The 26,765-nt window shown below is 40.6% G+C and carries 16 protein-coding genes and 4 pseudogenes; 8 read left to right on the forward strand and 12 right to left on the reverse strand.

What is annotated here, in order from left to right:
* Window positions 1-746 precede the first annotated feature (746 nt).
* From P4S61_RS20150 to P4S61_RS20160, 3 genes and pseudogenes are all read right to left on the reverse strand, one after another.
* Entirely contained in the window at window positions 747-1,973 is a 1,227-nt protein-coding gene (locus P4S61_RS20150; protein ID WP_149980016.1) for a threonine/serine ThrE exporter family protein, read from the reverse strand.
* A 117-nt stretch (window positions 1,974-2,090) separates the two neighbouring features.
* A complete protein-coding gene (locus tag P4S61_RS20155) occupies window positions 2,091-3,311 on the reverse strand; it encodes a glycosyltransferase (protein ID WP_337119069.1) in 1,221 nt (406 codons plus the stop codon).
* Window positions 3,308-4,295 (reverse strand): annotated as a pseudogene (locus P4S61_RS20160) (LacI family DNA-binding transcriptional regulator). Before P4S61_RS20160 ends, P4S61_RS20155 begins: the two are co-directional and overlap by 4 nt.
* A 194-nt stretch (window positions 4,296-4,489) precedes the next feature.
* Here P4S61_RS20160 and P4S61_RS20165 point away from each other — a divergent pair.
* The 4 genes and pseudogenes from P4S61_RS20165 (at window position 4,490) to P4S61_RS20180 (ending at window position 10,625) form a co-directional block, all read left to right on the forward strand.
* Window positions 4,490-6,943 (forward strand): S9 family peptidase, encoded by a 2,454-nt coding sequence (locus P4S61_RS20165; RefSeq protein ID WP_337119290.1) that lies wholly within the window; start codon window positions 4,490-4,492, stop codon window positions 6,941-6,943.
* A gap of 71 nt (window positions 6,944-7,014) precedes the next feature.
* A pseudogene (locus P4S61_RS20170) lies at window positions 7,015-7,239 on the forward strand (alpha/beta hydrolase family protein); the annotation flags it as partial.
* A 71-nt stretch (window positions 7,240-7,310) separates the two neighbouring features.
* Window positions 7,311-7,535, forward strand: a pseudogene (locus P4S61_RS20175) (alpha/beta hydrolase family protein); the annotation flags it as partial.
* A 357-nt stretch (window positions 7,536-7,892) separates the two neighbouring features.
* Window positions 7,893-10,625, forward strand: a complete 2,733-nt coding sequence (locus P4S61_RS20180; RefSeq protein WP_337119072.1) for a choice-of-anchor I family protein — start codon at window positions 7,893-7,895, stop codon at window positions 10,623-10,625.
* 305 nt (window positions 10,626-10,930) lie between these two features.
* Here P4S61_RS20180 and P4S61_RS23040 read toward each other — a convergent pair whose 3' ends face one another.
* The 3 genes from P4S61_RS23040 to P4S61_RS20190 form a co-directional block, all read right to left on the reverse strand.
* Entirely contained in the window at window positions 10,931-11,323 is a 393-nt protein-coding gene (locus P4S61_RS23040) for a GreA/GreB family elongation factor (protein WP_182757415.1), read from the reverse strand.
* A gap of 230 nt (window positions 11,324-11,553) precedes the next feature.
* Window positions 11,554-14,643 carry an efflux RND transporter permease subunit gene (locus tag P4S61_RS20185; RefSeq protein ID WP_182819316.1) on the reverse strand — a complete coding sequence of 1,030 codons (3,090 nt, stop codon included), beginning with the start codon at window positions 14,641-14,643 and terminating at the stop codon, window positions 11,554-11,556.
* Window positions 14,643-15,692, reverse strand: a complete 1,050-nt coding sequence (locus P4S61_RS20190) for an efflux RND transporter periplasmic adaptor subunit (RefSeq protein ID WP_337119073.1) — start codon at window positions 15,690-15,692, stop codon at window positions 14,643-14,645. Before P4S61_RS20190 ends, P4S61_RS20185 begins: the two co-directional genes overlap by 1 nt.
* Before the next feature lie 170 nt (window positions 15,693-15,862).
* Between P4S61_RS20190 and P4S61_RS20195 the strand changes: the two genes are divergently transcribed.
* Window positions 15,863-16,468 carry a TetR/AcrR family transcriptional regulator gene (locus P4S61_RS20195; protein WP_145234238.1) on the forward strand — a complete coding sequence of 202 codons (606 nt, stop codon included), beginning with the start codon at window positions 15,863-15,865 and terminating at the stop codon, window positions 16,466-16,468.
* 17 nt (window positions 16,469-16,485) lie between these two features.
* Here P4S61_RS20195 and P4S61_RS20200 read toward each other — a convergent pair whose 3' ends face one another.
* The 3 genes from P4S61_RS20200 to P4S61_RS20210 form a co-directional block, all read right to left on the reverse strand.
* On the reverse strand, window positions 16,486-17,175 hold the full coding sequence (locus P4S61_RS20200) for a VC0807 family protein (protein ID WP_145234236.1): 690 nt from the start codon (window positions 17,173-17,175) through the stop codon (window positions 16,486-16,488).
* Between the two features lie 107 nt (window positions 17,176-17,282).
* A complete protein-coding gene (locus P4S61_RS20205) occupies window positions 17,283-17,528 on the reverse strand; it encodes a LysR substrate-binding domain-containing protein (RefSeq protein ID WP_337119074.1) in 246 nt (81 codons plus the stop codon).
* Window positions 17,507-18,190, reverse strand: a complete 684-nt coding sequence (locus P4S61_RS20210; RefSeq protein ID WP_337119075.1) for a LysR family transcriptional regulator — start codon at window positions 18,188-18,190, stop codon at window positions 17,507-17,509. The genes P4S61_RS20205 and P4S61_RS20210 overlap by 22 nt, the downstream gene beginning before the upstream one ends.
* Window positions 18,191-18,310: 120 nt before the next feature.
* Here P4S61_RS20210 and P4S61_RS20215 point away from each other — a divergent pair.
* The 3 genes and pseudogenes from P4S61_RS20215 to P4S61_RS20225 all read left to right on the forward strand — a co-directional run bounded on the left by P4S61_RS20215 (window position 18,311) and on the right by P4S61_RS20225 (window position 23,777).
* Window positions 18,311-20,210: pseudogene (locus tag P4S61_RS20215) on the forward strand (TonB-dependent receptor domain-containing protein).
* 431 nt (window positions 20,211-20,641) lie between these two features.
* The gene (locus P4S61_RS20220) at window positions 20,642-22,660 is read left to right on the forward strand and encodes a hybrid sensor histidine kinase/response regulator (RefSeq protein WP_145234230.1); all 2,019 of its coding nucleotides are present in this window, start codon (window positions 20,642-20,644) and stop codon (window positions 22,658-22,660) included.
* A gap of 253 nt (window positions 22,661-22,913) precedes the next feature.
* Window positions 22,914-23,777 carry a diguanylate cyclase domain-containing protein gene (locus P4S61_RS20225; RefSeq protein ID WP_182757410.1) on the forward strand — a complete coding sequence of 288 codons (864 nt, stop codon included), beginning with the start codon at window positions 22,914-22,916 and terminating at the stop codon, window positions 23,775-23,777.
* A 72-nt stretch (window positions 23,778-23,849) separates the two neighbouring features.
* Here P4S61_RS20225 and P4S61_RS20230 read toward each other — a convergent pair whose 3' ends face one another.
* From P4S61_RS20230 to P4S61_RS20240, 3 genes are all read right to left on the reverse strand, one after another.
* Window positions 23,850-24,713, reverse strand: coding sequence for a DMT family transporter (locus P4S61_RS20230; RefSeq protein ID WP_337119076.1), 864 nt, complete (start codon window positions 24,711-24,713; stop codon window positions 23,850-23,852).
* A gap of 131 nt (window positions 24,714-24,844) precedes the next feature.
* Window positions 24,845-26,419 (reverse strand): PepSY-associated TM helix domain-containing protein, encoded by a 1,575-nt coding sequence (locus tag P4S61_RS20235; RefSeq protein ID WP_337119077.1) that lies wholly within the window; start codon window positions 26,417-26,419, stop codon window positions 24,845-24,847.
* Entirely contained in the window at window positions 26,416-26,712 is a 297-nt protein-coding gene (locus tag P4S61_RS20240) for a hypothetical protein (RefSeq protein ID WP_337119078.1), read from the reverse strand. The genes P4S61_RS20235 and P4S61_RS20240 overlap by 4 nt, the downstream gene beginning before the upstream one ends.
* Window positions 26,713-26,765 lie beyond the last annotated feature (53 nt).

Raw genomic sequence — 26,765 nt, forward strand, 5'->3', positions numbered from 1 at the left:
TTATTCGTACCTATGTATTCACTTTTAAGATCCGAATTGCATTTAAGACGCTGTCTACAAACTTAAGCTGGCAACTAAGGGAGATTAGTTTATGGCTACCTTTATTTGTAAAAGTAACCTGTACCAGCTTTGTTTGTGCCTCTATTAAACGCCTTTTTAAAAATAGAGTCTTGAATTTGGATGAATAGTTGTGAAAGTGACAAAATTGAAAATAAAATGATGCAGTTTGCTTTTTAATTTATTTATATCAATAGTTTAAATTTATTATTTATTTTTGTTTTTTAATAAATTAAGTTTACTCAATCTATTTTTTGATTTTAATTTTTACAATTCACAACTAGTGGATTAAAAAATGAAAGGAAAAAGGTAATTGAACAAGATTATTGGCATTAGTACACCCGACGTTTATTTAGAACGTTTAATTACGAGCGTATTTTTGTGGCTAAAAATGAGTGGGAAAATTATAAAGATTGATGCAGGACGGATCTGATTATCTTAGATTTATTGAAAGTGCTTATACCAATCGTGTTAAGTTACTGACCATTTAGCTCGCTAGAATGGTTAAATATTTAAGTCGATTGGTATTATAACCCTTTAAGGTTTGATACTTAAGAAGAGTTGATCGCAGAGTTTTTTAGCAACTCATTAACGGCGAGTTAAGATTTCACGATAGGGAAGTAACTAAGAGCAATAGGTTCACGTTTACTTTTAAATTAAGCGCCTAGCAGGCTAGACACTTAATTGCTTTATAAACTCTTTTTCGGTGGGAGTGCAACGTTGGCAAAGATTAATCCAGCCACCAATGACATAAATATTAGGAAGGTTTGTTGGCCGATGTGCTCAGCATACACAAAGTCTTGCCCTTCAATTAATGAGTTTAGACCTATGTAAGTTTTGCTACCTGGAACTAATACAATCAAGCCTTGCATGGCAACAATTGAGGCAGGAGCGTTTGCTACGCGGTTAAATAGGTTACTAAATACACCCACCGCAAATGCACCTACAAATGTTCCTAAGGTGTAATCTAAATACATCGCAGAGCCAATACTGCTGCCATAAGCGATAAAGCCAGAGGCGATAGACCATGTAGCATGTTTTAGTTTGGTTCTAAAAATAACGATTAAGCTGCTACAGAGTAAAAAGATTGCCAACCAAGCCGTCCATTTAGGTAAAGGGTCAGGTTGTACGAAATCGGCTTGGCCGAATAGTGCAAAACCAATCGCAATGCCGATGAAGGCACCAAAATACAGTTTAAACAACAGCATAAAAGCATCCATCACACGCGCTGTACCAGAAACTAAATGCCGCGCTGCAAGTTCTGCTAGGCCCAGTGCTAATGCCAGCCCGGGTATAAACACAATAATCGCAGACAATACCACTAAACGAATATTAATCCCGACGTCTAAATGCACGCTTACAGCGCAGGCCAAAATAGCCGAGACTATCGCCACTAATGGCTCTAACATATGGCCTACGCGTTTTGAACGCGCTGACCACAGTACAAATAAGTAAACGACAGAGGTAAGTAGCGCTGACCAAAATACGTCATTCCAGCTGGTGCCCATCAGCATTGCAAATGCGCCGCCTGAGGTAGCAAAGGCAACCCCTGTGGTAAAGCGATTATACGGATTTGGCATAATAAAAATGGCGTCGAGTTGAACGTCAACTTCTTGTAGCGTGAGTTCGCCATTGAGCATTTTATTAACCAGATCATCGGTATCGGCTAACGACCCTAAATCGTGATCACCAGGATCAACACGGGCAACGTGAGTATATTCATCTTCATGGCCATCTGTCCAAATCACAAAAGTTACGGAAGTGGGTGACATTACAAATGAAGATTTAAGATCAAGGTAAGTAGCCACTTCCATTAAGTGAGCTTCGAGTCGATAAGCTGGGGTACCATACTTATGAAGCATCTTACCCAGTTTAACGATAAATTTGCGCTTTTCTGTAAACGTTGCGGTTTTCAAATTTGTATTGAGCCAAAATTTAAATTATTCAGTTAAAAAATATAGACAATACATCTAAATTTGCCTACCTAGTTTGGCGGGAATTTTAAACACTAATCACCGCCTGTCTAGTTTTTTTTATTTGTTTTTAGCTTCAATCCACTGTGCCATATATTGAGTGCTGCGCATTGTGTGATGTTTGAGCATTTGGCCTGTGAAATTTGCTTCGCGGTGAGCTTGAAATTGCTCTTTAATTGATTGAATTTTAATGATTAAATCATTAGATAAAAGCTGTTTGTCGTAGTGCGTTTTTAATATCGTATTACCGGCTGTTTGTGCCTGCGTAAATAAACTTTTATTTTGATACAGTGCCACAGCGGCATCGGCAAATTGCTGTGGCTCATTTTCAACCACACCACTCCAAGGTAAATCATGGTGCATGCCCTCACTACCAATTGTCGTTGTAACACTGGGTGTTTGCATGATCATCGCCTCTAACAGCTTTCCTTTAATGCCAGCACCAAAACGCAGCGGTGAGATACACACACGCGCACTTTCCATTACTTGATAAGCATCAGTGGCCCACCCTTTAATTAAAAAGCCAGTTTTAGGGTTATTGAGTGCCGTGGCTTTTGGTGGTGGGTAAGAGCCATAAATATGTAACTCAGCCTGCGGTAATTGTTTACGGATCAGCGGCCAAATTTGCTGTAAGTACAACACTGCATCCCAGTTTGGGGCGTGGCGAAAATTACCTATGGTCATAAAGTGTTGGCGTTGCTCAAACGATTTAGTTTGTTCAGGGAGTGAGCTTAAATCGACCATAAAAGGCAGATGATGCAATAAGTTACTGTCGACTTTAAATACATCAGCAAGTAATTGCATTTCAAAACTTGAGATAATCAAACTTAAATCACAGCGTAAAATAGCGGCTATTTCTCGTTTGGCGATGTCAGAATGTAAATCACTATGATTAAATGCTCGGTTGCTTTTATGCGCTTCATGGCGGGCATTGCGTAAGCATTGTAAATCTTCAGTATCAAGGATTTTTACTGCGTTAGGGCAATGTTTATCTACTCGCCAGCCAAATTGTTCTTCCATCATAAAACGGTCAAACATGACGATATCAGGGGCGTAGTTGATAACATATTCATCAAAACTTGCACAATTAAGGGCAATAGTTGCGCTGCTGATCCCGTAGTCATCCAGATTAACCATATGCTCGGTTTTTTGTGCGGGACTGGCAAATTCAACCGCCCAATTTTCATTTTTAAACGCTTTTAATAGCGACATCATATGAGTGCCGGCCGCTGATGAATTTGGTTCTGGCCATACATAGCCAATTACTAAGACTTTTTTCATTGACTTGAAGCTCTTACTTGCAGATGAACATCGACTAAAGTGCGCACCGCAGGGGTGCCTTGATTAAGTAATTCTTGCAGTACTTGGCAAGTATGCTTACCAATATCGTCTGCATTTATGGTGACACTGCTTAATGATGGAGACATTAAACATGAATCAGCTAAATCATCAAAACCGACTACTTTTATATCTTTACCAGTGGATCAAACCATGTTGGCGAATGGCTTCGACGACACCGTATGCAATAACATCATTAAAACAAATAATTGCTTTAGTCGCAGGGTATTGCGCATACAACGTAGCAAAGGCATCGCGCCCGCCTTGACGGTTCGTGGCGGCGGTGATCGTTGGTTTGTCTTGATGGATATTAAATTGCTTTAAGGCACTGTGAAAACCACTTAAACGTTCATGATGATCAGAAATATCATTAGTTCCACCTATAAAAGCAATACCCTCAATACCTTGTTGTAAAATATGGCTAGTGGCTAGATGAGTGCCTTTTTTATTGTCCGGTAATATTGTCGGGGCGGCACAAAAAGGCACTTCGCGCATAATGTGAATGACCAGGAAACCACTATTGATAAGTTCATCAACCCACTGCTGGGTAGTTCCTGGGGCAGGGCACATGATAAATGCGGCAACATTATATTCTTTGAGTGTTTTAACAACTTGTGTTTGGCGCTCCACACTTTCGGCGGTGTTCACTAACATCGGCAGCATGCCAAGGGTATGAATATGGTTTTCAAGTCCTACCGCTATTTGCGCAGAGTAAGGGTTAGTTAAGTCATTAATAACTAACGCCACTAAATTAGAACGGCGACTTCTCAGTGCTGCCGCATCTCTATTATATACATAGCCAAGCTTATCAATGGCATGCAATACTTTTTCTTTGCTTTTATCACTGACTTTGTCACTGTGTGTAAGCACTAACGACACCGTTGACTTAGAAACTTGTGCTTCTCTGGCAACGTCAAAAATAGTTATTTTATCGGTTTTTTTTTCATTTTAATGTATGCGTCAGCAATTGCTTGAACGAAGGATCCAGTTTAACGCAGTTTGAGCTAATAAGTCATCTATCGGCGTTATTGAAGGTAGAATCGTAAAAACTTTATGAATGTTGTAAAACATGTTTATATACAGGAATTAATAAAAAATACCAAGGATACACTATGAAAAGCATGCTGCTTTTATTCGCCCTCTTATTGAGTGTTGGCTTTAGTCATTTTAGCCATGGCGCGCAGGGGTATCAAACCCCATCAAGTGATTTAGCCGCGCTGGTTGATGCTAAATTAGCACCGAGTAGCTACCTATCTGCTGATGGTCAATGGTTAGCGCTGTTTGAGCGAAAACGTATTGAAACATTAGATGATTTAGCAAAAGAAGAATTGAAATTGGCGGGTATAAAGTTAAACCCGGCAAACTTTTCACGCTCACGTCCTCGCACTAAATTTAGTGCGTTACAAGTTAAACATATTGCGACTGGCGCTGTGATTACCGTTAATAATTTACCTCAAGGGGTGATCCGCTCACCTAAATGGTCAAGTAATAGCGAATATTTAGCGTTTATTGTTGAGCAACCAACTCAGGCGCAATTGTGGGTGTATAACGCCGAAACTAAACAAGCACGTCAGTTGTCAACTGTGGCTCTTAATTCAGTGCTAACAGCTACCCCTTATCAATGGTTACCAGATAGCACGGCAATTGTTGCTAACCAAGCGGTTAACCTTGGCAAGCCGAAATTAGTTAGTGATGCAAATAGCGTTGTGCCGGTTATTCAACAAAGTAGCGGTCAAAAAGCGCCAGCACGGACTTACCAAAATTTATTAACCAGCCCGTTTGATGAGTTGCAGTTTAAGTTTTACGGCCAAGGTCAATTAACTTATATTCCCCTGAGCGGTGTTGCGTTATCGATTGGCAAACCAGCATTATTTAAATCATTTTCGATCTCGCCTGATTCAACCAATATTTTAGTCGCCACTATCGACGAACCATTTTCGTATCAAGTACCCTATAGCCGCTTTGCGACAACGTGGCAGGTGCTTGGCATGCGTGGTTATACGTTAGCGCAATTGTCTAAACAGCCACTGGCCGACAACATTCCACAAGGTTATGACAGTGTGCGAACGGGTCGTCGTGATTTTCAGTGGCGTGATGACCAAGGTGCCGAACTCATTTGGGCGCAGGCGCAAGATGGCGGCGATATGAAAACCGATGTGCCGTATCATGATCATCTATATAGTTTACGCTCACCTTTTAAACGTGAACCAAAACTATTTGCTAAACTAGAACGACGTTTTTCAGGTATTGAGTGGGCGAATGAAAACGTTGCGTTTTTAACCGAGTGGCGTTTTAGTGATCGCCAGTTACGTACCTATGTGATCCAACCACGCGATGCGGATAATAACCGCGTATTGTTTTCACAGCGCAGCTATAACGATGCTTATAAAGATCCGGGCGACGCTATTTATGAGCGAAATGATCTCGGTGTAAACGTTATTAAAGTGGTTGGTGGACGTTATATATTTTTGCGCGGTGATGGTGCGTCAGAGCAAGGGAATGTGCCATTTTTAGATCAGTACGACATTAAGACCAATACAACCAAACGTTTATGGCAATCAAAAGCGCCATATTACGAGCGAGTTCGTGCCATGCTTGATGATGAAGGTGAGCGATTAATTACTATTCGTGAATCTAAGACCGAACAACCTAACTTCTTTATTCGCGATTTAGATGCCGACACTCTGACTCAGCTCACTACCTTTGAGCATCCATACCCGGCGTTTAAAGGGGTGACTAAAGAACTTGTGCGTTACCAACGTGATGACGGTGTTGAACTCTCTGGTACGCTATATTTACCTCCAGGTTACGATAAAACGCAAGGTCCATTACCTGTATTAATGTGGGCATACCCACTGGAATATAAAGATAAAGCAGTTGCATCGCAAGTACGTGAATCGCCGTACGAATTTACCTACATAGGTTATTGGGGGCCAATGCCTTACCTCGCAAAAGGTATTGCTGTATTTGATGATCCGAAGATGCCAATCGTCGGTGTTGATGGTAAAGAGCCAAATGATTTATTTAGAAAGCAGTTAGTTGCAAGTGCCAAAGCTGCGGTAGATGTGCTGGTCGAAAAAGGCATTGCAGATAAAGATAAAATCGCCATTGCAGGCCACTCATATGGCGCCTTTATGGTAGCAAACTTATTAGCTCACAGTGATTTATTCAAAACCGGTATTGCCCGCAGTGGCGCCTATAACAGGACCTTGACACCGTTTGGGTTTCAAGGAGAAGAACGTGATTTTTGGCAAGCACAGGATGTATACGCCAATATGTCACCGTTTTTTCATGCTGAAAAAATTAACGAGCCGATGTTAATGATCCACGGCCAAGAAGACCCGAATTCTGGCACCTTCCCAATGCAAAGCGAGCGTATGTACGCTGCGCTCAAAGGTTTAGGCAAAGAAGCGCGTTTAGTGATGCTACCTTACGAAGCCCATGGTTATCGTGCCCGTAAAAGCTTATTACATGTTTTATGGGAACAAGAGCAGTGGCTGGATAAATACTTGTTAACTGACGAAGCTCCTGTAAGCGATGCTCAAGCAAATACTGAACCTTCTGTATCAGAGTAAATTGAAAGCGCGGTTTATGCCGCGCTTGTTGATTTAATTATATGGGGATGAAGACCCACCCTTAATCTCACGGCACCTTCCCGATGCAAAGCGAGCGTATGTACGCTGCGCTCAAAGGTTTAGGTAAAGAAGCGCGTTTAGTGATGCTACCTTACGAAGCCCATGGTTATCGTGCCCGTAAAAGCTTATTACATGTTTTATGGGAACAAGAGCAGTGGCTGGATAAATACTTGTTAAGTGACGAAGCTCCTGTAAGCGATGCTCAAGCAAATACTGAACCTTCTGTATCAGAGTAAATTGAAAGCGCGGTTTATGCCGCGCTTGTTAATTTAATTATATGGGGATGAAGACCCACCCTTAATCTCACGGCACCTTCCCGATGCAAAGCGAGCGTATGTACGCTGCGCTAAAAGGTTTAGGTAAAGAAGCGCGTTTAGTGATGTTACCTTACGAAGCTCACGGCTACCGTGCTCGCAAGAGTTTACTGCATGTGCTTTGGGAGCAAGAGCAATGGCTCGAAAAGTACTTGTTAACTGACGAAGCTCCTGTAAGCGATGCTCAAGCAAATACTGAACCTTCTGTATCAGAGTAAATTGAAAGCGCGGATTATGCTGCGCTTTTTATGCCAAAAAGTGTCCCTCACAATTTTAAGCATTTTATAAATTTTTTCTATTGCGCAGAGTTACAATCTGATGTTCAGTACATCACTACAGCTATTAGTTAGAGAGCAACGGCAAGTAAATTCAACGTAGTTAGAGTTGGAAATTACTACCTGCACGTCTGAATTTTGGTTATTTAGAATGAGGTGAATTATAAATTAAATCATGATCTTATAGTTTATTCTCGTTCGCAATGTCATCCCATTGACATGATAATTACATTTAGCTGTCAATATTACGCTTTAGGGTATCGTGATTAATTAAAACTAAAACGATACCAAGGAAATGTGATGAAATTGAAACCGATAGTAGGCAGCTTATTAATGCTAGGTCTATTAAGTGGCTGTGATCTAGCAGATGATGATAATGATTTAGAGCCTTTGCGTTACCAACTGATATTAAATATCACAGAGCAAAGTGCTGGAAACGTAGTAATAAGTCCAGAGCGTGCTGATTATGAGCAAGGTGCTATTGTTATGCTAAACGCTCAGGCTGCACAAGGATATAAATTTGTTTCATGGTCTGGCGATATTGGTAACGCAGACTATAGCGCGAATTCTTTAACTCTTACAATGAATAACCATAAAGAGGTTACTGCAACATTTAGCCAAATTACTGAGACACCATCAGCAGGGCAAGTGGTGATCAACGAGGTGCGTTCAAATGAAGGCGGTTATGATTTTATTGAGTTGTTTAATAACTCTGAACAAGCATTTACCTTTAGTGACGCTAATTGGGCAGTAAATGATTTAAAAGGCTTTGAGATTGATAAAGAGCCGGGCATTAAAATTCCACAAGGTACAACCATCGCCGCAGGTGGGTTTTTAGTGATTGCCACAGATCAAACTAGCATTCCATTTGATGCACCAACAGATACTTTAGTTGCCATTGCTGGCGATACTGATTTTGGTTTAGGTAAAGGCGACACCGCATTACTGGTGCACAACAATCAAATTGTAGATAGCGCACATTGGAGTGATGGTAGCCATGTGTCTACATGGGGGCGTTTACCAGATGGTGGTAATTGGCACACTCAAGATGAAGCGCTCGCGCCAACGCCTGGTGCTGCCAATAAATTACCAGCGCCGGTTGATGGTGCAACTGCCGCTAATATTGTGATCAATGAAGTGGTTTCAAAAGGCCGTGATGACGCCGATTTTGATTTTGTTGAGCTGTACAACACATCTTCTGAACCATTTGTTTTTGCAGCTAATGAGTGGGAGTTAGTTGATTTAGACCGTGAAGCGAATAACCAAGCGGGTTTAACTATCCCTGCAGGTACAGAAATTCCTGGCTACGGCTTTATTGTATTATTGCCGAATTTAGTTACGGGTGCTCAGTTACCTAACGGTGCACCCGCAACGGCTATTTTAAATAATAATGAAGACTTTGGCTTAGGCAAAGGCGAAACCATTAAACTAAAATACCAAGGCCAAGTGCATCAACAAGTCAGTTATGGCGATTTCCATGTTAATAGTTATGGCCGTTTTCCTGATGGTATGGAATTTATAGAGCTTGTTGATGAGAATGCGCCACAACTTTATGCCAGCCCTGGACGTAAAAACTTCAAAACTCCTATGCATGTGGGTGCTGCAACTACATTAAATTTCACATCATTTAATGATCAAGAAGCGGCTCTTGAAAGCAAAGGCTTCCGAGTATTTGGTAAAGGTGCAGATTTAGCTGCAGACGTTGAGCCTGAGTATGTCGCCGTATCAGCTGATTCAAGCACTGCATGGGTGTCATTGCAAGAGAATAACGGCCTTGCAAAAATAGACTTAACCACGAAAACTATCACTGATATTTTTCCGCTGGGCTTTAAAGATTATGGTATGGCTGGCAATGAAATCGATGCCAGTGATAAAGATAATATGATCAAACTACAAACTCGCGCAAACGTAGTGGGTATGTATCAACCTGATGGCATCGCAACATTTACACAAGATGGCATAGATTACGTTTTAACTGCCAACGAGGGGGATATACGTGACTGGTTTAGCAACTTCGCTGAAGGTGAGAAAGTTGCAGATATCGTGCTTGATGAGTCGGTATTTACAGACGTAAGTATATTACAAAACAACGTCGAATTAGGGCGTTTATTAGTATCGCAATATGTTGATTCTGATACTGCAGCATCAAGTCATAATAAACTCTATAGTTTTGGTGCACGTTCATTCTCAATCTTCAATGGTGATACCGGTGAGCAGGTGTTTGATAGTGGTTCATCACTTGCCTTTGAAGCTAATAAAGCCGGCGTTTACCCAGATGGTCGCAGTGATGCGAAAGGCACTGAGCCTGAGAGTGTAACAACAGGTATGGTTGCCAATAAGCGCTATGCATTTATTGCTTTAGAGCGTGCTGATGCGGTTGCAGTATATGATATTAGTGATGTTAATGCCGTAAGTTTTGTGCAAATGCTCGTTACCCAAGGTGATGATGCGCCAGAAGGGGTGTTATTTATAACCGCTGATCAAAGCCCAACGTCAAAAGCGCAGCTGGTAGTTGCAAACGAAGACAGTGGTAATATCACCGTCTATAGTGAAAACAACGAAGGCAAGTTTGATTTTGCATCACGCTTGTTAATTGAAGGTGGTGAAGGCGCCGCAGAGATCACGGCTTATGATGCACAAACAAAACGTTTATTCGTAGTAAATAACGGCAGCTTGCTTAACGCTCCTCGTATTGAAGTGATTGATTTTGCTAACCCAAATAACATTGCAACACTTGGCGCAATTGATATTAGCTATTACGGTGCAGGTGTTAATTCTGTCGCAGTATCAAACGGAAAACTTGCCGCTGCGATCGAGTCAGGCGTGAAAACTGATACTGGCGTTGTTGCTATGTTTAACACGAGTAGTTATGAGCTTGAAATGATATCTGCGGTCGGAGCACTGCCAGATATGGTAACTTTCAGTCCCGATGGTAAATTAATCATCACCGCTGACGAAGGCGAACCGAGTGAAGACTATAACGTAGATCCGCTAGGCTCTGTATCAATTATTACCGTGCCAACAATACAGTAGCTAATTCAGATTTATTTAAACTTCATCTATAACAAAGGTCTTTATTGAGGCCTTTTTTATTAATATATTTAAACGATAAAAGCCCGACATTTTTATAATGCCGAGCTTTGGACTTTATTAAGGTTTCCATGAAACGTTATATGTAAAGTGACAACTCTTTACTTTTCGGTTGTCTTTGTTTTCTCTTTACGTATTTTTCGCTTTTCTTTTAACGTCATTTTTGCTGGTTTTTTAGCTTTTTCTTTACTCATTATAAATAACTCCAATTAAATATATAAAAATTAATAAATAAAAATTGAAATGATTTACTCTATATAATTCTCCTTACTATTAATTGCTAATATTTGCCAAGAGTGAAAACATCCATATTCTTTACACTCAAAAATGTGACCTATTTTATGTCCTAAAAGATCAGTACCTATAGAAGAGTGTAATGACACAACATTATTACATAGCCCCTTTTCTGTAGCCGGAACTAAGCTTATACGGCGTTTATAACCCGTATCAGTATGCTGGATGACTACGGTACAGCCAATTTGTACATGTGGGCTAAACTTTGACCAAGGTCGTTGTGAATACTCTATTTTTTGCAACACATGCGCGAGTTTCAGCGGATGTAAAAATGCTGAACTTTGGCTTAAATAGTTTTTATACTTATAAAAAGCAGGGGTTTTGTACCCGAACAGAAAAGCAAACACGGACTAAATCTCCACGAAAACTGAACCGAACTTAAATTTAAAATAATACAGTGAGACTGCCGAGTGTAAGAGTTACACTCGGCTTAAATGTCGAAGGTGAGATTTGTTTTTTGTGGGTGAGATATTAATATAAACATGATGTTCCTCTTATTTAAAGTAATCATACCTCATAAAAATATTATATCAATGATGTTTTATAATTTAAAAATAAAGATATTAATTTAAATTTACTAGTGTGCGTTAATTCCATGTTTTTTTGTGCGTAGCGTGCGTTTTGATACTAAATAATATGCCACAGGAACAAAATAAAATGACAACACAGTGGTTAATACAGTACCACCTGCGATAGCGACGGCAAACGGAGGCCAAAAACCTCCGCCGGCGAGTATGAGTGGTAAAAAGCCACCAACGGTGGTGATGGTAGTGGAGCTGATATGGCGTGAGCAAGTCATCACAGCGGCAACGATTTTGTTTTTATCAGTGAGGGCTTGCAGTGAATTTAACTCTGATAAAATGACAATGGCGGCATTTATGGCCAGTCCCATTAAGCCCAATAAACCAATGATCACAGTAAAACCAAACGGGTAGCCAGCAATAAATACACTGAGCAAGCCCAGCATTGCAGCTTGCAGGGCGTTTATTAAGATTAGCCCTGTGGTGGTAAATGAATTAAATGACATCACCAGTACGGTGATCAATAACACGACAATAATCCCCACTTGGCCAAGCAATTTACTAACCGCTTCGTTGCGTTTTTGCGACTCACCACCGAGCTCTAATCTGTAGCCATGGGGTAATACAAAGCCTGATTGTGCAATGGTGGCGGTCACTTCATTCAGTACGGTTTGCGGTAATACGCCAGTTGCTAAATAAGCTTCGATAATATTAACACGTTCACCGTCACGGCGAGCGATAGAGCCACGAGAAGGGCTCAGTGTTGCACTGGCAAATGATTCAACCACTAGCGGTTGTGCAGTATCTATTTGGTTTGAACTAGCTGGCGTATTTAACTGCGTACTAAATAGCGAGCTAATATCATCTCGGTGCTTATCTGCAACTCTAACGAGTACGGGAACGGTTTCGGTATTATCAATAATACTGCCGACCACGACACCATTGAACTGGTTTTGTAGTTGTGTTGCCATATTACTTAGGCTTAATCCTGCATGAGTCAGCGCTGCTTCATCGGTGTTTAACCATAGTTTAGGCGAGCCCGACAATAAGGTTGGACGGGTGTGGGTTATATCGTTATGAGCAATGAGCTGCGTGCGTAATTGTTGGCCCAGTTCAGAGAGAGTATCTAGGCTTGGGCCATAAATACGCATTTCAATTGGTGCATTGAATGGTGGACCTTGCTCAAGCTTTCTGACTAAAGTTTGTGCGTTTGGAAATGCTTTATCAAGCTGTATTTGCAAGCTTTTTATTAACTCGTTGGCACGTTTAAAGTCGGTTACTTTTACCATCGCTTGCGCATAGTTATTGGCGCCGCGATTACGCTGGAGCATATTATAGTAAAAGCTTGGGAAATTAGTTCCGATCATCCAATCAAGCTTTTCAATGCCTTCAGATTGCCGAATTAGTTGATCCATTTTCTCTATGGCTTGTCGAGTTGATGTAATACTCACATGAGGGGCAAAATGCACTTCAATTTGAAACATATCGCGATCTGAGGGCGGGAAAAACTGCTCGGTGAGTTGTCCTGCCCCAAAAAAACCGGCAACAGGGAGTATAAAGACCAGTAGTAAAGTGAGTATTGGTTTTTCTAGGCTACGTTTTAACGTTGCTTCAAAGCGTTTACTGAGTTTAGGTGTGCGTATACCTTGATAAAAGATACCAGTACGCTGTTCGTTATTGATAAATTGCCCTGCAAATACCACCACTAAAGAGTGTGAAATCAGGTATGAACCAATTAAGGCAAAAATAACACTTAAGGCAATACCGCCAATAAACTCTCCTGCAGCACCTGGCATCAGCACAATCGGTGCAAACGCTAAAATAGTTGTTAGAGTTGAGCCAAGCAGTGGAAGCCAAAAATGTGCCACGGCTTTTTCTACTGCGGCTAAAGCTGTTAGGCCTTGTTGGCGAAAGCGCTGAACAGCATCGGTGATCACAATGGCGTTATCAACCATAATGCCCAGTGCCACGACTAAACCGGTAACCGACATTTGATGAATAGGTAAGCCATAGAGCTGCATACTTACTAACGTAAACAATACGGTTAAAGGTAACGCGGTGCCGACAACCAGAGCAGCTTTAAAACCTAAAGTGATAAATAATACCACTAGAATAAGCACAAACCCCACGGTAATATTGCTGAGTAAATCGGCTAAACGAGTTTGGGTATAACCGCGTTGATCAAAAATATCTTGGAGTAAAATTTGGCTTGGTAAGTCTTGGCTAAAGTTATCGATGGCGACATCAACACGCTTAGAAAAAGTATCGATACGCAAGTTTGGTAACATGCGGATCGCAATATAAATACCGGGTTTTCCATCAATTAATGCAATTTCGTTCACGGGGGTTTTTACTGAGCGAGTAATTTGGGCTACATCAGAGAGTTGATATTGCCCTGCATTTTGATTACTACTTAGTGGAATTGCGCCAATGCGAGCAATCGAGTCAAACGCACCGGTCACTTCAATTTGCATTTGCGATTTGTCATTTGTAAGGGTACCAGCGGCTACTTTTGCATCTGCACCTTGAATAGCTGCATGAATATGCGCTAAAGGAATACCAGCTAAACTGGCTTTTTGTTGATCAACCGCAACTAAAATTTCCTCATCAACTTGGCCAAAAAAATGCACCAACTCCACACCTGAAACATTACGTAATTGATTTTGCAGTTCTTTTGCATAGCGATTAACCGTTGCTAATGTGGTTATATCGTCATTGGCGTTAAGCGATAAGATACGAGTATAAGCATAGCCACGCTCGTCATCCAGTAGCGGTGATGAAGCATTTACTGGCAACTGGTTGTTGACATCACCTAATAAATCACGCATTCGCGACCAAATGGGTTTAACGTTCGTGACTTCGTCTTTTAGCTCAATGGTGATCACTGAGAGCCCAGGACGAGAAATCGACGATAAATGCTTTACTTCAGCTTGGGATTTTAGTTTTTGTTCGATTTTCTCACTTATTTGCACCTCAACTCGCTCAGCACTGGCGCCAGGTAAAGCAGTGGTTACGATAGCGATACGATTAGTTATTCGAGGATCTTCACTGCGCGCTAAGCCACTGATCGCAGCTAAACCACTAACGATAAGTAACGCCACTAAAAGCGCTTGGACACGCCCGTGATTAAATAAATAGCGGATCATCACAGCACCTTGGTTGGTTGATTTGCAACAACATTAACCGAAATGTTGGCCGACAGCTTATGCATGCCATTGGCAACAATTTGCGCACCATTGTGTAATGGGGCGCCAATAAACGCATAGCCATCATGGGCATGATAAAGCTGCACAATGATAGGTTTTAGTACCTTGTTTTTTATTTGATAAACCTGCCAAGTACCGCGCACACCATCGGCAAGGGCATCAAGAGGCACCCAAAAACCGCTTTGTTGCTGATATTGTTGCACTGTTAATTTTGCTAATTGACCAGCATAAACAACTGCGCTACTTGGCAAAGCAAAGCGCATTGTTAAGGTTTGTGTATGTGGGTCGATACTCGCTCCTTTACTGATAGATTGTGCAGTAAAGTTTTGTCCGGCAATCTCAATGTCCATGCTATTTTGGATGGTGCTTTGCAGTGTCAGTGGGATCCCCATGCTTACTTGCGCATGTTGGTTTTCGATTAAACGCACAATCGGTGTACTGGCTGCAACAATTTCACCTTGTGAGGCAAAGCGCTGGCCTAAAATACCGTTGAATGGCGCGGTTAAATGTGCCTTTTCAGTGCGGATACTGACTTCATTCAAGTTTGCTGCTATTGCGGCTAGTTCTGCGTTAAGTACAGCGATATTGGTTTTAACTTGGTCAAGTGCCGAGGTGGCCGAGTAGTTCTTTTTATCAAGTTCTGCTAAACGCCTTTTTTCAAGTTTAGCGAAGGTAAGTTGTGCTTGAATTCGTTGTTTTTGCGCCTGGAGTTTTTGTTCTTCGATAACTAAAAGCTGCGTATTTTGGCGTGCAATAATATCGCCTTGTTTTACTTGCTCGCCTTGATCAAAATAAATTTGTGCAATTTTTCCTGGAAATTCAAAACTCAACTTTGCATCGTTTTGTATGACCACTTTGCCACTAAGCGTACGTGTTTGATAATAGCCCGCCTCTTGTTGTACTGTGTAGGCAGCTACATGAACCAGACTTTCGCCATAACATATAAATGATGTGAATAAAATGAATGCACTTAGCAGATATTTTTTCATTATAATATCCTTATTTATCGCCATGTTAAATCAGCGTGGTTAGTCAGGTGCATTAAACACAGTTATGCTTTGTGCTAGACGCAGAATGATTTAGAATTGGACTCAAGAGTCTAATTTTGTATAAATATAAATCAATCAAACTAGACTGTCTAGTTTGATTTGAGGTGAAAATGGAAATAACTACCCTAAGTCGGTCAGAACAAAAACGACAACAAATTATTACAGCTGCAACGACCTTGTTCATGGATAAAGGCTTTCCTAATACCAGCATGGATCAAATTGCTAAATTAGCCCAAGTATCTAAACAAACGGTTTATAGTCATTTCAAAGACAAAAATAATCTATTTGTTGAAACTGTAACAGCGCATTGTTCCTCCTCAAACTTACGTAAAGAGCGTTTTGAGCCAGCGCAAAGCCTAGAGGAAAACTTACTACGTGTTGTGACTAATTTTATTACACTGGTATTTTCACCCGAGGCATTGAAAGTATACGACACGTGCGTAGCGCACAAAGATGAATACCCTGAGTTGGCCTTATTGTTTTATGACGCTGCCCCTAAAGTAGTGATGCAGCAGGTAGAGGTCTGCTTATGTAGTATTGCACAGGCGGGCTTGCTTGATATCGACAACCCTAAGTTTGCCACGTTACAGTTACTGGGCATGGCCACAGGTGATTGGAAATTACGCCATGCACTTGGGCACGCAAAAATTAATGATGTACCGCCAGCAGCATATATTGAAGATTGCGTAAGGCGGTTTATTAAAATGTATCGCTAAGGCTTTTGAGTAACCACTTACTGCAATATAAATTCATCGATAGGTTGTTTAGTTAATTTACCTATTTGCTTAAAAATGAAAATAATTGCTCCGCCTAATAGCACCATAGTCGGCGCCACAATGACTGGGTAGCTTAACCAAGTCATACGTCCTAACTCTTCGGCATAAGCTGTGGTGCCGGGCATACTAACAACAATACTTTTCGCTAAAAAGTAGTTGAGTGTTGCAGATAAAAAGAACGCACTGGCAACAATAAAACCGGCAAGACGCATTTTTGCATCAAATACCGCGGTGTTGTTTTGTTGCTCTAACGAATGCATAAGTTTATCGATATCAAGCAATTCAGGGTTAATTAGTAATTTACGGATCAGCGGATAAGGGGTGTACTGGCTGATCAATACAATCACACCAATAATTGCTGGTACCATCGCTTCTTTAATCGCGATATAAGCTGGGTCAAGTTCAAATAAACTGATACCGCCAGTTAGTAGTACGCTGATAATGCCAAGTACTGAGAAAAAGTTTACTTTGCCTGATTGTTTAAGTTCCCACAAACCAAATAACAGCGGAAAAGCAAGTGCTACCACTACTGCCCATACCGGGCCTAACGTATCAGGTGTACTAAAGCGGCTTAAAATCACCGCAGGTAAAATAATATTAAAAATTATATTACTGAAAAAATTACTCTTCTTTTTTGCCGTTGTCATTATGCATCAATCATTGGTATTCAATACATAAAGTATATACACAAGTTACTTTAAGATATAGACCCGCTGTGTTGCAGTAGTTACAAGTAAGTTTAGGATAATTTGCTTTATGCAGACTGCTTTAATGAATCTGAGATTTCATCACAGTGCTGTTTTAAAATTTCGATAGCCACTTTGGTTTTACCTGCCAAAATATCTCTTGCTGGGGTAATTGCATACACACTGTAGGTTGGCAGTTGCCAGTCAGTGCATAACTCAACGAGTTCTCCTTCTAGCAATAATGATTGTACTTCTGGCTTTGGTAAAATTGCATAACCAACGCCATCACACACTAATTGAATAATACTGTGCATGTTATTAACCACGATACGTGGTTTTGGGAGCGCTTTTTTTGGCTGTTTAAACTATGCGTTAGTGGGTGATCTGCAGTGCAATGCGAGATACGAGTATGATGGTTTAACTGCCAAGGCGACAGTGTGCAATGCTCAGCCAATGGGTGACTTTTATGTACACATAATACGAGTGGCCACTTCGCCAAAGGCCGAGCAACTAAACTTGAATCATCCAGCGGGCCAATCGCTATAGCCAAATCAGCGCCCGACTTTATTATATCAAGGGGTTCGTCAGATAAAGTCAGTTGCACATCAAAATCAGGGTACTGGTTGGTTAATTTTTTAAGCGGTTCACTTAATATTCCGCCACCAAATCCAACCGGTGCTACTAACTTTAATTGACCACTAGGGCTGTTTTGTAAAAATTGCAGCTTTTCACCAGCTTGTTTTGCAGCGGTGAGGATGGTTACACAGCTTTGATAATAAATCTCGCCAGCCTCGGTGAGTGTCAGTTCTCGTGGACTGCGATTAAATAAGCTCAACTTAATATCAAGCTCTATTTGTTTGATTTGTTGGCTAATTGCTGATGTGGTCATGGCAAGATCAACTGCGGCTTTACTCATACTACCCGTTTCAACAATGCGCACAAATACAGTTAATGCGCGAAGTAATTTTGTATTCATTTGGTTAAGTCTTACTTAATACTGTTTTAAGAAAATACACATTGTAGAAAAAGGAACATCTCACTACCATGCAAACGCTAATTATTATCATTTAAACTGCATTTGTCACGGAGAAAAATCATGAACACGGTAAGTTGTAAGTTAATACCGTTAACTAGCGCCATTTTAACCGCGCTTAGTTTATCCAGCTCAATAGTGTTAGCTGATGAAACGAAACAAGATATGGAAGTTATCGTGGTATCAGCGTCAGGTTATGAGCAAATGTTAAAGGACGCGCCAGCAAGCATCAGTGTGATTGATCGCGCAGATCTGGAAAAACGCTTTTATCGTGACTTAACCGATGCAATGACCGATGTTCCTGGAGTTGTGGTTACCGGCGGTGGCGATCGCAAAGATATAAGCTTGCGAGGCATGGCTAGCCAATACACATTAATTTTAGTTGATGGCCAGCGACAATCATCACGTGAAACAAGGCCAAACAGTGATGGGCCAGGTGTTGAAGGTGCATGGACACCGCCAATCTCTGCAATTGAACGCATTGAAGTGATACGTGGGCCTATGTCGTCCTTGTATGGCTCAGATGCTATCGGTCAGGTAATACTAATCAAGGTAGTTTTTTCGCAGCTGGTGGACTTGTCCCAGAATTATTAGGTGTGCAATTATATGGGCAGTTTTCCAAACGTGACGAAGATAACTTTACTGCAGGCTTTAGGGGCAAAGAGCAAAGTAACCTTAAAGCGAAGTTTATTTTAACGCCAAACGATAATCACGAAATAATGCTAGAGGTTGGCAGCGCGCAGCAAAAATTTGAAAACACACTGGGTAAAACAGTTGAACCATTGGCGCCGGGTGAAAGCTGTGGCCGAAGAGGTTGCCCAGAATCATCGACAACAGAGTATGAGCAACAAACTTACTCGTTAACCCATAACGGTTATTATGACTTTGGTAACTCGCGCAGCTATTTAAAATACGATAAGTACGATAATACTTCTCGTGAAATGTTTGTTGAAAACACGGATGCGCAAACCAGTTGGACTTTACCGATTTTTGCCGGTCATAACGCGACGCTTGGTGCAGCCTACTTAAAAGAAGTGCTTGATGATTACACGAGTAATAGGATCAGCGAGTTAACCCATGTAGAAAATAAACAGTGGTCGGTATTTGCTGAGGATGAGTGGAGCACCAGCGACAAATTTAAGCTCACCACAGGTTTGCGTTACGACCACGACGATAATTTTTCAGGCCATTGGAGTCCACGTTTATATGGAGTTTATACCGCGTCTAAGGCTATCACTATCAAAGGTGGTATTTCGACAGGTTTTAGAGCGCCTAATATTCGTCAATCAAATGCAGACTGGGGACAAGTAAGTCGAGGCGGCAATATCTATGGCAACCCAGATCTTAGTCCTGAAAAGTCATTGAATTATGAAATGGGTATTTATTACGATCCACGTGGTGATTACACAATCTCAAGTACGGTGTTTTACAATGAGTTTGATGACAAAATTACGCGAATTGCATGCCCACTTACGCAATGCACGGATGGCCAAAATCAGTTTGGTTCAGATCCGACAACCTATGTAAATGTTGATGAAGCCGTGACTCAAGGGTTTGAATTTTCAGTTTCTTACGACTTAACCAGCGATTTAGGTTTAAGCGCTAATTACACTTATACCGATTCTGAGCAAAAAACCGGGCAATATAAAGGCAGTCCTCTCAATCAGTTACCTAAACATATAGTGCAAACATCGTTAAACTGGCAGCCAAGCGATAAGTTAGGGGGTGGTTACGTGTGCATTATCGTGGTGAGGAAAGTCAACCAACCACAGGACCTTCACAAAGCAGCCTAATTGCACCTAACTACACGTTAGCCGATGTGGGTGGTAATTATGTTTTGACTAAAAGCGTAAAGTTAGGCTTTGGTATTTATAACCTATTTGATAAAGATATCACTGAGAATGAATATGGTTATGTCGAAGACGGACGCCGTTATTGGGCATCGCTCGGGTGGCAGTTTTAATGCATACCACTTAGTAACCCCTGCTTAGGTTAAGTAATAAGGTCTCAATTGAGGCCTTATTTTATAAATGGAGCTTTATAACTAACTGAAAATATAAATAAACTATTGCTGATGAAAAGTTTCTACTCTAAAGTTAGGGTAGCGTGTGTTTCTATTTCGAAGTTTGCAGCAATGTGTTTGGCTTTTAGGCTAGGCTGAGCTTATGTAGTGTGGTAATTCCCCATAAATAGGCGATAACGCAGCATAACTGGCAAACATACTATGATCTAAGTGTTAAACCTAAATAGAACAAATTTTAATCCCGAAAGGTCAGTCGCCTTAGTAAGGTAAATATTTAATTACACGCTATAATAATTAACCAATATGAAGTGGTTAGATAAGATTTTTAGCTATAGCATCTGTCGCTATGCAAAATAATACGAGGTATTTATTTGAATTTCCTTCGAAGCTTCCATGATATTGTATCTGATCAAAGTCAAAGTTTTGACGAGAAAACGCATAGTTTGCTCAAGTTTGGGCTTGATGTATTTAATTTAGATATCGCGATTGTTAGTAAAATTGAACAAAATATTTATACCGTGCTCTACGTTATAACACCTGATAATTCTTTAGCCTCTGGTACAACGTTTGATTTAGAAGGCACTTATTGTGTACATACACTCGCAGCAAATGCCGCGCTTACTTTTCATAAAGCGTCGAGTAGTCGCATTGCAAACCACCCATGTTACCTAAATTTCCAGCTCGAATCTTATATTGGGGCGCCAATAAAAGTCGGTTCAAATGTATTCGGTACAGTTAACTTTTCATCACCGGCTGTATCAACTCCCTTTTCACAACAAGCCCATGACTATGTTGAGTTATTTGCACAATGGCTGGGTGCTGAGTTTGCCCGCAAGATCACCAATGAACAGCTTATTAAAAACAACAATACGCTGTTAAAATTAGAGGCTGTAGCAAATATTGGCACGTGGGAAGTTGATTTACTCACTGATAAAGTCACTTGGAGCGAGCAAACACGACGTATTTACCAAGTTAGTGATAGCTATGTTCCTGATCTTAATGCTGCGACTGAATTTTTTAAAGCAGGAGAAAGCAGAGAAAGCATCGTTAATGCAGTGAACTCTGCAATACAAAGTGGCGAGAAATGGCATCTCGACCTCGAACTTGTTACCGCTAATGGACAGACTTTGTGGGTATCAACATTTGGTGAAGCTGAATTATTAAATGGTCGATGTGTGAGGTTATTTGGTACCTTACAAGACGTGACTGAATCGGTCATGCTTCGCGAAGAGTTAAAAAATAAAAAAGCAGAAGCAGAGCGCATGTTAGAAGATAGAAGCATGCTACTAGCTAAAATAAGTCACGAACTCAGGACACCATTGAACGGCATAACCGGAATGTTAACTACGCTATTAGGTGAGCGTCGTGAAGATAAGAGAGTTGAAAAACTAAAGATAGCTTTGCGTAGCGCGGATATTTTACTGAGTATAATTAACGAAGTGCTCGACTTTTCAAAAATAAACCACGGTGAGTTAAAACTCGAACCAAATCATTTTTTATTAAAAACAATTTTTGTTGATCTTGCTTCGTTGTACATTCCATTGTTTAGAGATAGTAAGGTTGATTTTCAAACAAATATAACGATAGCAGATGACTGTTGGGCTTATTGCGATAATGCTCGGCTGAGCCAAATTGCGTCAAACTTATTAAGTAACGCGTTAAAATTCACTGACGAAGGCTTGGTAAAATTTAATGCTGATGTGAATGTAGTCGGTGATAAATTAGCCTTGCATCTTGAAGTGTGTGACAGCGGAAGGGGGATGACCAACTCATTTTTAGATTCATTGTTCTCACCTTTTACACAAGAAATAGACGCCAAAAAGAGTAAAGGTGGTACCGGCTTAGGCTTGGCAATCGTAAAAGAATTGATTGATTTTATGGGGGGGACAATAACGGTTGATAGTACTTTTAATCAGGGTACGACATTTATCGTGGATATCCCACTTGCAGTCGGCGCCGTACAAATCGAAAATAATCCTCGGGTAAACGTTGTCATAGCGGCAACTAATTTATCGGTTTTAGTTGTTGATGATAACCAAATAAACCGATTGGTACTGGACGCTTCGCTTGAAAAATTAAATATTAAAGCCGATTTTGCAGTTGATGGCGAAGACGCAATTTTAAAGTGTAAGCAAAAAAAATACGATCTTATTTTTATGGATTGCGTGATGCCGCAGCTGGATGGACTTGAGGCCACTAAAATTTTGCGAGCACAACATATTTGTCCTTATGCAGATACCTTAATAGTGGCATTAACTGCAAATACATCATCTACCGATAAAGTTGCGTGCAAAGAAGCTGGCATGGATATGTTTATTTCAAAGCCTTTTAAACTACATTCGATTGAGGAAGCGGTAGTTAATGCTGTAGGAAAGAGCAAAACTAAATAAATAAGCTAGTTTATTAACAGAGAAACATAACGTGGCCTAATATTTGTATGTTTTTTAATGTGGTATTTGATAAAACGCACTATGATTAGTTTTATTATCGCAATATATTATTATTTCTTTATAGCTCTCAACAGCAATGAACCGTATCCTAAGATACGTTATACACTATTACGCAATGATTGATTGCTTAACTGATGGGTACTGTAAATAAATAATAAAGACTGTATTTTTACTGTTTGAGGCATGGAGTTGAATGAAAAATAGTGGTGTGATTTGTCTCTCGGATGTACTTGAACTGATGCTTGACGCTGTTTGCGTGGTTGACAAGCAAGGGGTATTTGTTTTTGTGAGCGCGGCTTTTAAAGACATTTTTGGTTACGAGCCTTGCGAAGTAATTGGTAAACCAATGCTCGACTTTGTTTATAAAGAAGATATTGAGATCACGCTTGACGCAGTAGATACGTTATTATCTGGAGGCTCTAAACCGCGCTTTGAAAATCGTTGGGTGAGAAAAGACGGGCGAGTGGTGCATATATTATGGTCTGTCCGCTGGTCTGATTCACATCAGTTCAGAATTGCTGTTGCTCATGATATCACCGAGCGCAAAAAATTTGAAAAGCAATTACAACATATGGTGGGACATGATCAGTTAACTGGGTTGCCCAATCGCATGCTGTTACTTGACCGAATTCAATCAACATTAACGAAAGCTGACCGACAGCAGGTTGAATTATCGCTACTATTTATAGATTTTGATGGTTTTAAAGAAGTTAATGATTCATATGGGCATCAATGTGGTGATCGATTATTACAAGCCATTGCTGCTCGGCTACAAGGGTGTGTTCGAGGGTCTGATACTGTTGGGCGTTTAGGTGGCGACGAATTTTTAGTCTTACTTCATGGGATTAGCTTACGCTCAGACGTACATAAAACAGCTGAAAAAATCCGCAAAGAGTGCGAACAAGCTTTTGTGATAGATGAACATTCATTACAGCTTTCAGTCAGTATCGGTATCGCCAGTTATCCTGAAATGGGCGAGAATGAACAACAACTTATTCAACATGCAGATCAAGCAATGTATGTTGCAAAAAATGCAGGGGGTAATCGTATTGTCTAAACACGTTACTCCCCTTTGATCAAAATCAACATTTAGCTTTATAACTAATATTTTTACGTCTTTTTTGGTTTGTTAGTTGCTGTCTTTAGTTGTAGACATTGAACTGCCAACCGATGCAACTATCACCAAAAGAATGGCTAACCATTGCCAAAGAGTTAATAACTCGCCTAAAATTATAAAGCCAGCAAGTGCCGCAATAGCGGGCTCTAAGCTCATCATAATACTAAACCCTTGTGCAGGCATATTTCGCAGTGCAACCATTTCCAGTGTATAAGGTAGGGCACTTGACATAATAGCAACCAATAAACCTAAAGGGATCACTTCCCAGCTTAGTAGTGCACCACCTTGAGAAATAGCACCATAAGGCACTAATATAAGTGCCGCGACACTCATACCAAGGGCAACAGTCATCCCGCCAGAGCTTTGATTCCCCGTTTTTTTGCCAAATAAGATATAGCCAGCCCAACATGCACCAGCACCCAGTGCCAGAATCACGCCCAGTAGATCGAGACTTTCTTCACCTTTCATATCCGGGAGCAACATTACGATCCCCGATATAGCACAGGCGACCCAAAATAAATCTCGCTTACGTCGCGATGATAGCAGCGCTACCGCTAACGGGCCGGTAAATTCAAGGGCGACCGCAATCCCCAATGGAATACGCTCAATGGCGTAGTAAAATAAAATGTTCATACCGCCTAAGCATAAGCCATAAACAATAATTGGCATGCGTTGACCCAGTGGTGGAAAGGCGCGCCAAGGTTTAAACACTAAGCACAATATAGCTGCTGAGAAACCTAAACGAAGTGCGGTTGTCCCTTCTGGACCAATTATTGGAAACAGTTGCTTAGCAATTGAAGCGCCTGACTGAATAGTCACCATGGCAAGTAATACACATATAACAGCAATGAAAAAAGGAGAAATAACTCGAGACATAACGTATAAAAAATGAAAAAGGAAATTATCTGCAGAGTGTACAGATTAATGTAACAATTTAATATATTTGCGATAAATAGCAGCCATTAAGTGATGCAGGCTCATGTATTAAACAATGCGTGAGCCTTTATTTACCTTATGAACTCTATTGTTTTGTGATCCAGAATTACTTTATCTTTAATGGGTTTTTGCTTTAAGCGTTTAGCGATAAAGAAAAACATAACTGAGAAAAGTGTGGCTATAAAATCAACAGAATAGCTTTCGTAATAGGGGAGCAGAGCTAAATTATTCAGGCCTTGAATAACACTCGAGATGGGTAAACATACGGTTAAAATCGATAATGTTATTAAGCCAGTATAGCTTGCTTTGTTAGCGCCTAGTGTAAAGCAGTAGGCTAAGGAAATAAAAAAAACAACATAATAACACTGCATATAATAGTGATTAATGTTATTTATCAGTATGTTACTCCATTTTGCTAACAATAATACTGCAACAACAGCGAGCATGGATCCTAAACACACGCCAATCGTTAACTTTGCCATAATATGTGTGCCGGTTTTATTTGCATCTTTTTTCATTCGTTTGTCTATCCATAATAAGTTGCCTGAATAAAAAAGCAATGCGCCGAATAGTCCCATTATAAAGTAAGCCCAGCGACCCCACTCACCGCCATATGTTCCAAAATGCAGTGAAAAGATACTCGCGACAAAATTGCCCCAGAAGCTTTCTTCACCCTGTGGGTAAGTTGATCCGCTGATCTCTAAAGTATACGGGTTCATAAATAAATAATCCGTATCAGGTCCACGTACCACTGCAGAATCATTACTCATTTTAAATACAGCGGAAGGGGACGCTAAATTCAATCGACTGTAGCTAATATGTATTGGCTCATAGCCTGTAGCATAGCCCTTAGCCGCTAGTATTTGTGTATCAATACGTTTCAGTTCGCTGATGTTATAAGCGTGTGTTGCGGTTGGGGGACGCTCAAATAGTGGTTTGTCACCATAAAACTGGGCCAAACCATCATAAATTAAGTCGTGAAAAGCAAATACAATAACAGTAAACGCAATGATCAAATGAAAGGGCAAACTCGCAACGCCAATAAGGTTATGGCTATCTAACCAAAAGCGACTCGGGCCTTTTTCTTTTCGCAGCGCAAAAAATGTTTTTACTAGTGTTGGTAAAAGGATAATTACACCGGACACCAAGGCTAAAAAATACAGTCCTGCAGCAATACCAAGAATGTAAACGCCAGATTGGTCGTGGCCAATTTCACCAATAAAGCCTGCGGTACGGTGTAGGTAATCGATTAAATCAGCAAGTTTATGTTCTGCTTGATCAGCAATTATCAGCTTTTGATCTTCATCAAGATATGCTGTTTGCTGTTGATTATCTAGGTGCATGCCACGAGCTTGACCTTGTGTATACCACGACAGTGGCGCAGCTGTTGTTAAAAGGTCGAGTTCAAAACCTTTTGCCATTTGCTCAGGATAAACAGTGATGGCTTTGTCGACTAAGCTTTGATAGTTTGTAGTAGTGGGATCGGTAAGTGGTGCAGTAGTTGGCTCTGCCCATTGTTGGATTTCATGTTTAAACATGGTCAAACTACCAGCATAAAAGCCGATGAAAAGTACTAAACCTGCAATGATCCCCGTCCATGTATGCACACCTTGGTAGGTGCGTAAAATATCGGCTCTTACTTTCATAATCCACCCCTTAACAGCAAAAATAAACTATACAAGATAACATTTGCTCCACCGAGTATGAGCCAAACTTGCCTCGCTGAATTAAATAAATAAGTAAAACTAAAGAGCGTGAGCCATAAAATCGGGATCATCCACATATTAAATTGAACCTTGTCTTGGGCATCAATTCCGCCTGGGCCGTACCAAGCAAAAAAAGCAATCAGAATATAAGCCAGCGCTAAACCCAGCAATACACCAGCTAAACTTTTACCAAGCCAAGTTGGTTGAATTTTTTGTCTTTGCTCAGATGTCATTTCTTAGCCCTTTCACTTTAATTAAGCTTGCAAATGGCATGACCATTAAAGCG

It is taken from the genome of Pseudoalteromonas sp. B160 (genome assembly GCF_037162485.1).
Classification (GTDB): Bacteria; Pseudomonadota; Gammaproteobacteria; order Enterobacterales; family Alteromonadaceae; genus Pseudoalteromonas; species Pseudoalteromonas rhizosphaerae.

Excerpts from the sequence above, each read along its gene's own strand:
- P4S61_RS20165 (WP_337119290.1), top strand. The coding sequence starts at position 4,490 with ATGCTGCTTTTATTCGCCCTCTTATTGAGTGTTGGCTTTAGTCATTTT.
- P4S61_RS20240 (WP_337119078.1), bottom strand. The coding sequence starts at position 26,712 with ATGACATCTGAGCAAAGACAAAAAATTCAACCAACTTGGCTTGGTAAA.
- P4S61_RS20205 (WP_337119074.1), bottom strand. The coding sequence starts at position 17,528 with ATGCACAGTATTATTCAATTAGTGTGTGATGGCGTTGGTTATGCAATT.
- P4S61_RS20225 (WP_182757410.1), top strand. The coding sequence starts at position 22,914 with ATGAAAAATAGTGGTGTGATTTGTCTCTCGGATGTACTTGAACTGATG.
- P4S61_RS20185 (WP_182819316.1), bottom strand. The coding sequence starts at position 14,643 with ATGATCCGCTATTTATTTAATCACGGGCGTGTCCAAGCGCTTTTAGTG.
- P4S61_RS20155 (WP_337119069.1), bottom strand. The coding sequence starts at position 3,311 with ATGAAAAAAGTCTTAGTAATTGGCTATGTATGGCCAGAACCAAATTCA.
- P4S61_RS20190 (WP_337119073.1), bottom strand. The coding sequence starts at position 15,692 with ATGAAAAAATATCTGCTAAGTGCATTCATTTTATTCACATCATTTATA.
- P4S61_RS20195 (WP_145234238.1), top strand. The coding sequence starts at position 15,863 with ATGGAAATAACTACCCTAAGTCGGTCAGAACAAAAACGACAACAAATT.
- P4S61_RS20230 (WP_337119076.1), bottom strand. The coding sequence starts at position 24,713 with ATGTCTCGAGTTATTTCTCCTTTTTTCATTGCTGTTATATGTGTATTA.
- P4S61_RS20210 (WP_337119075.1), bottom strand. The coding sequence starts at position 18,190 with ATGAATACAAAATTACTTCGCGCATTAACTGTATTTGTGCGCATTGTT.
- P4S61_RS20180 (WP_337119072.1), top strand. The coding sequence starts at position 7,893 with ATGAAATTGAAACCGATAGTAGGCAGCTTATTAATGCTAGGTCTATTA.
- P4S61_RS20235 (WP_337119077.1), bottom strand. The coding sequence starts at position 26,419 with ATGAAAGTAAGAGCCGATATTTTACGCACCTACCAAGGTGTGCATACA.
- P4S61_RS20200 (WP_145234236.1), bottom strand. The coding sequence starts at position 17,175 with ATGACAACGGCAAAAAAGAAGAGTAATTTTTTCAGTAATATAATTTTT.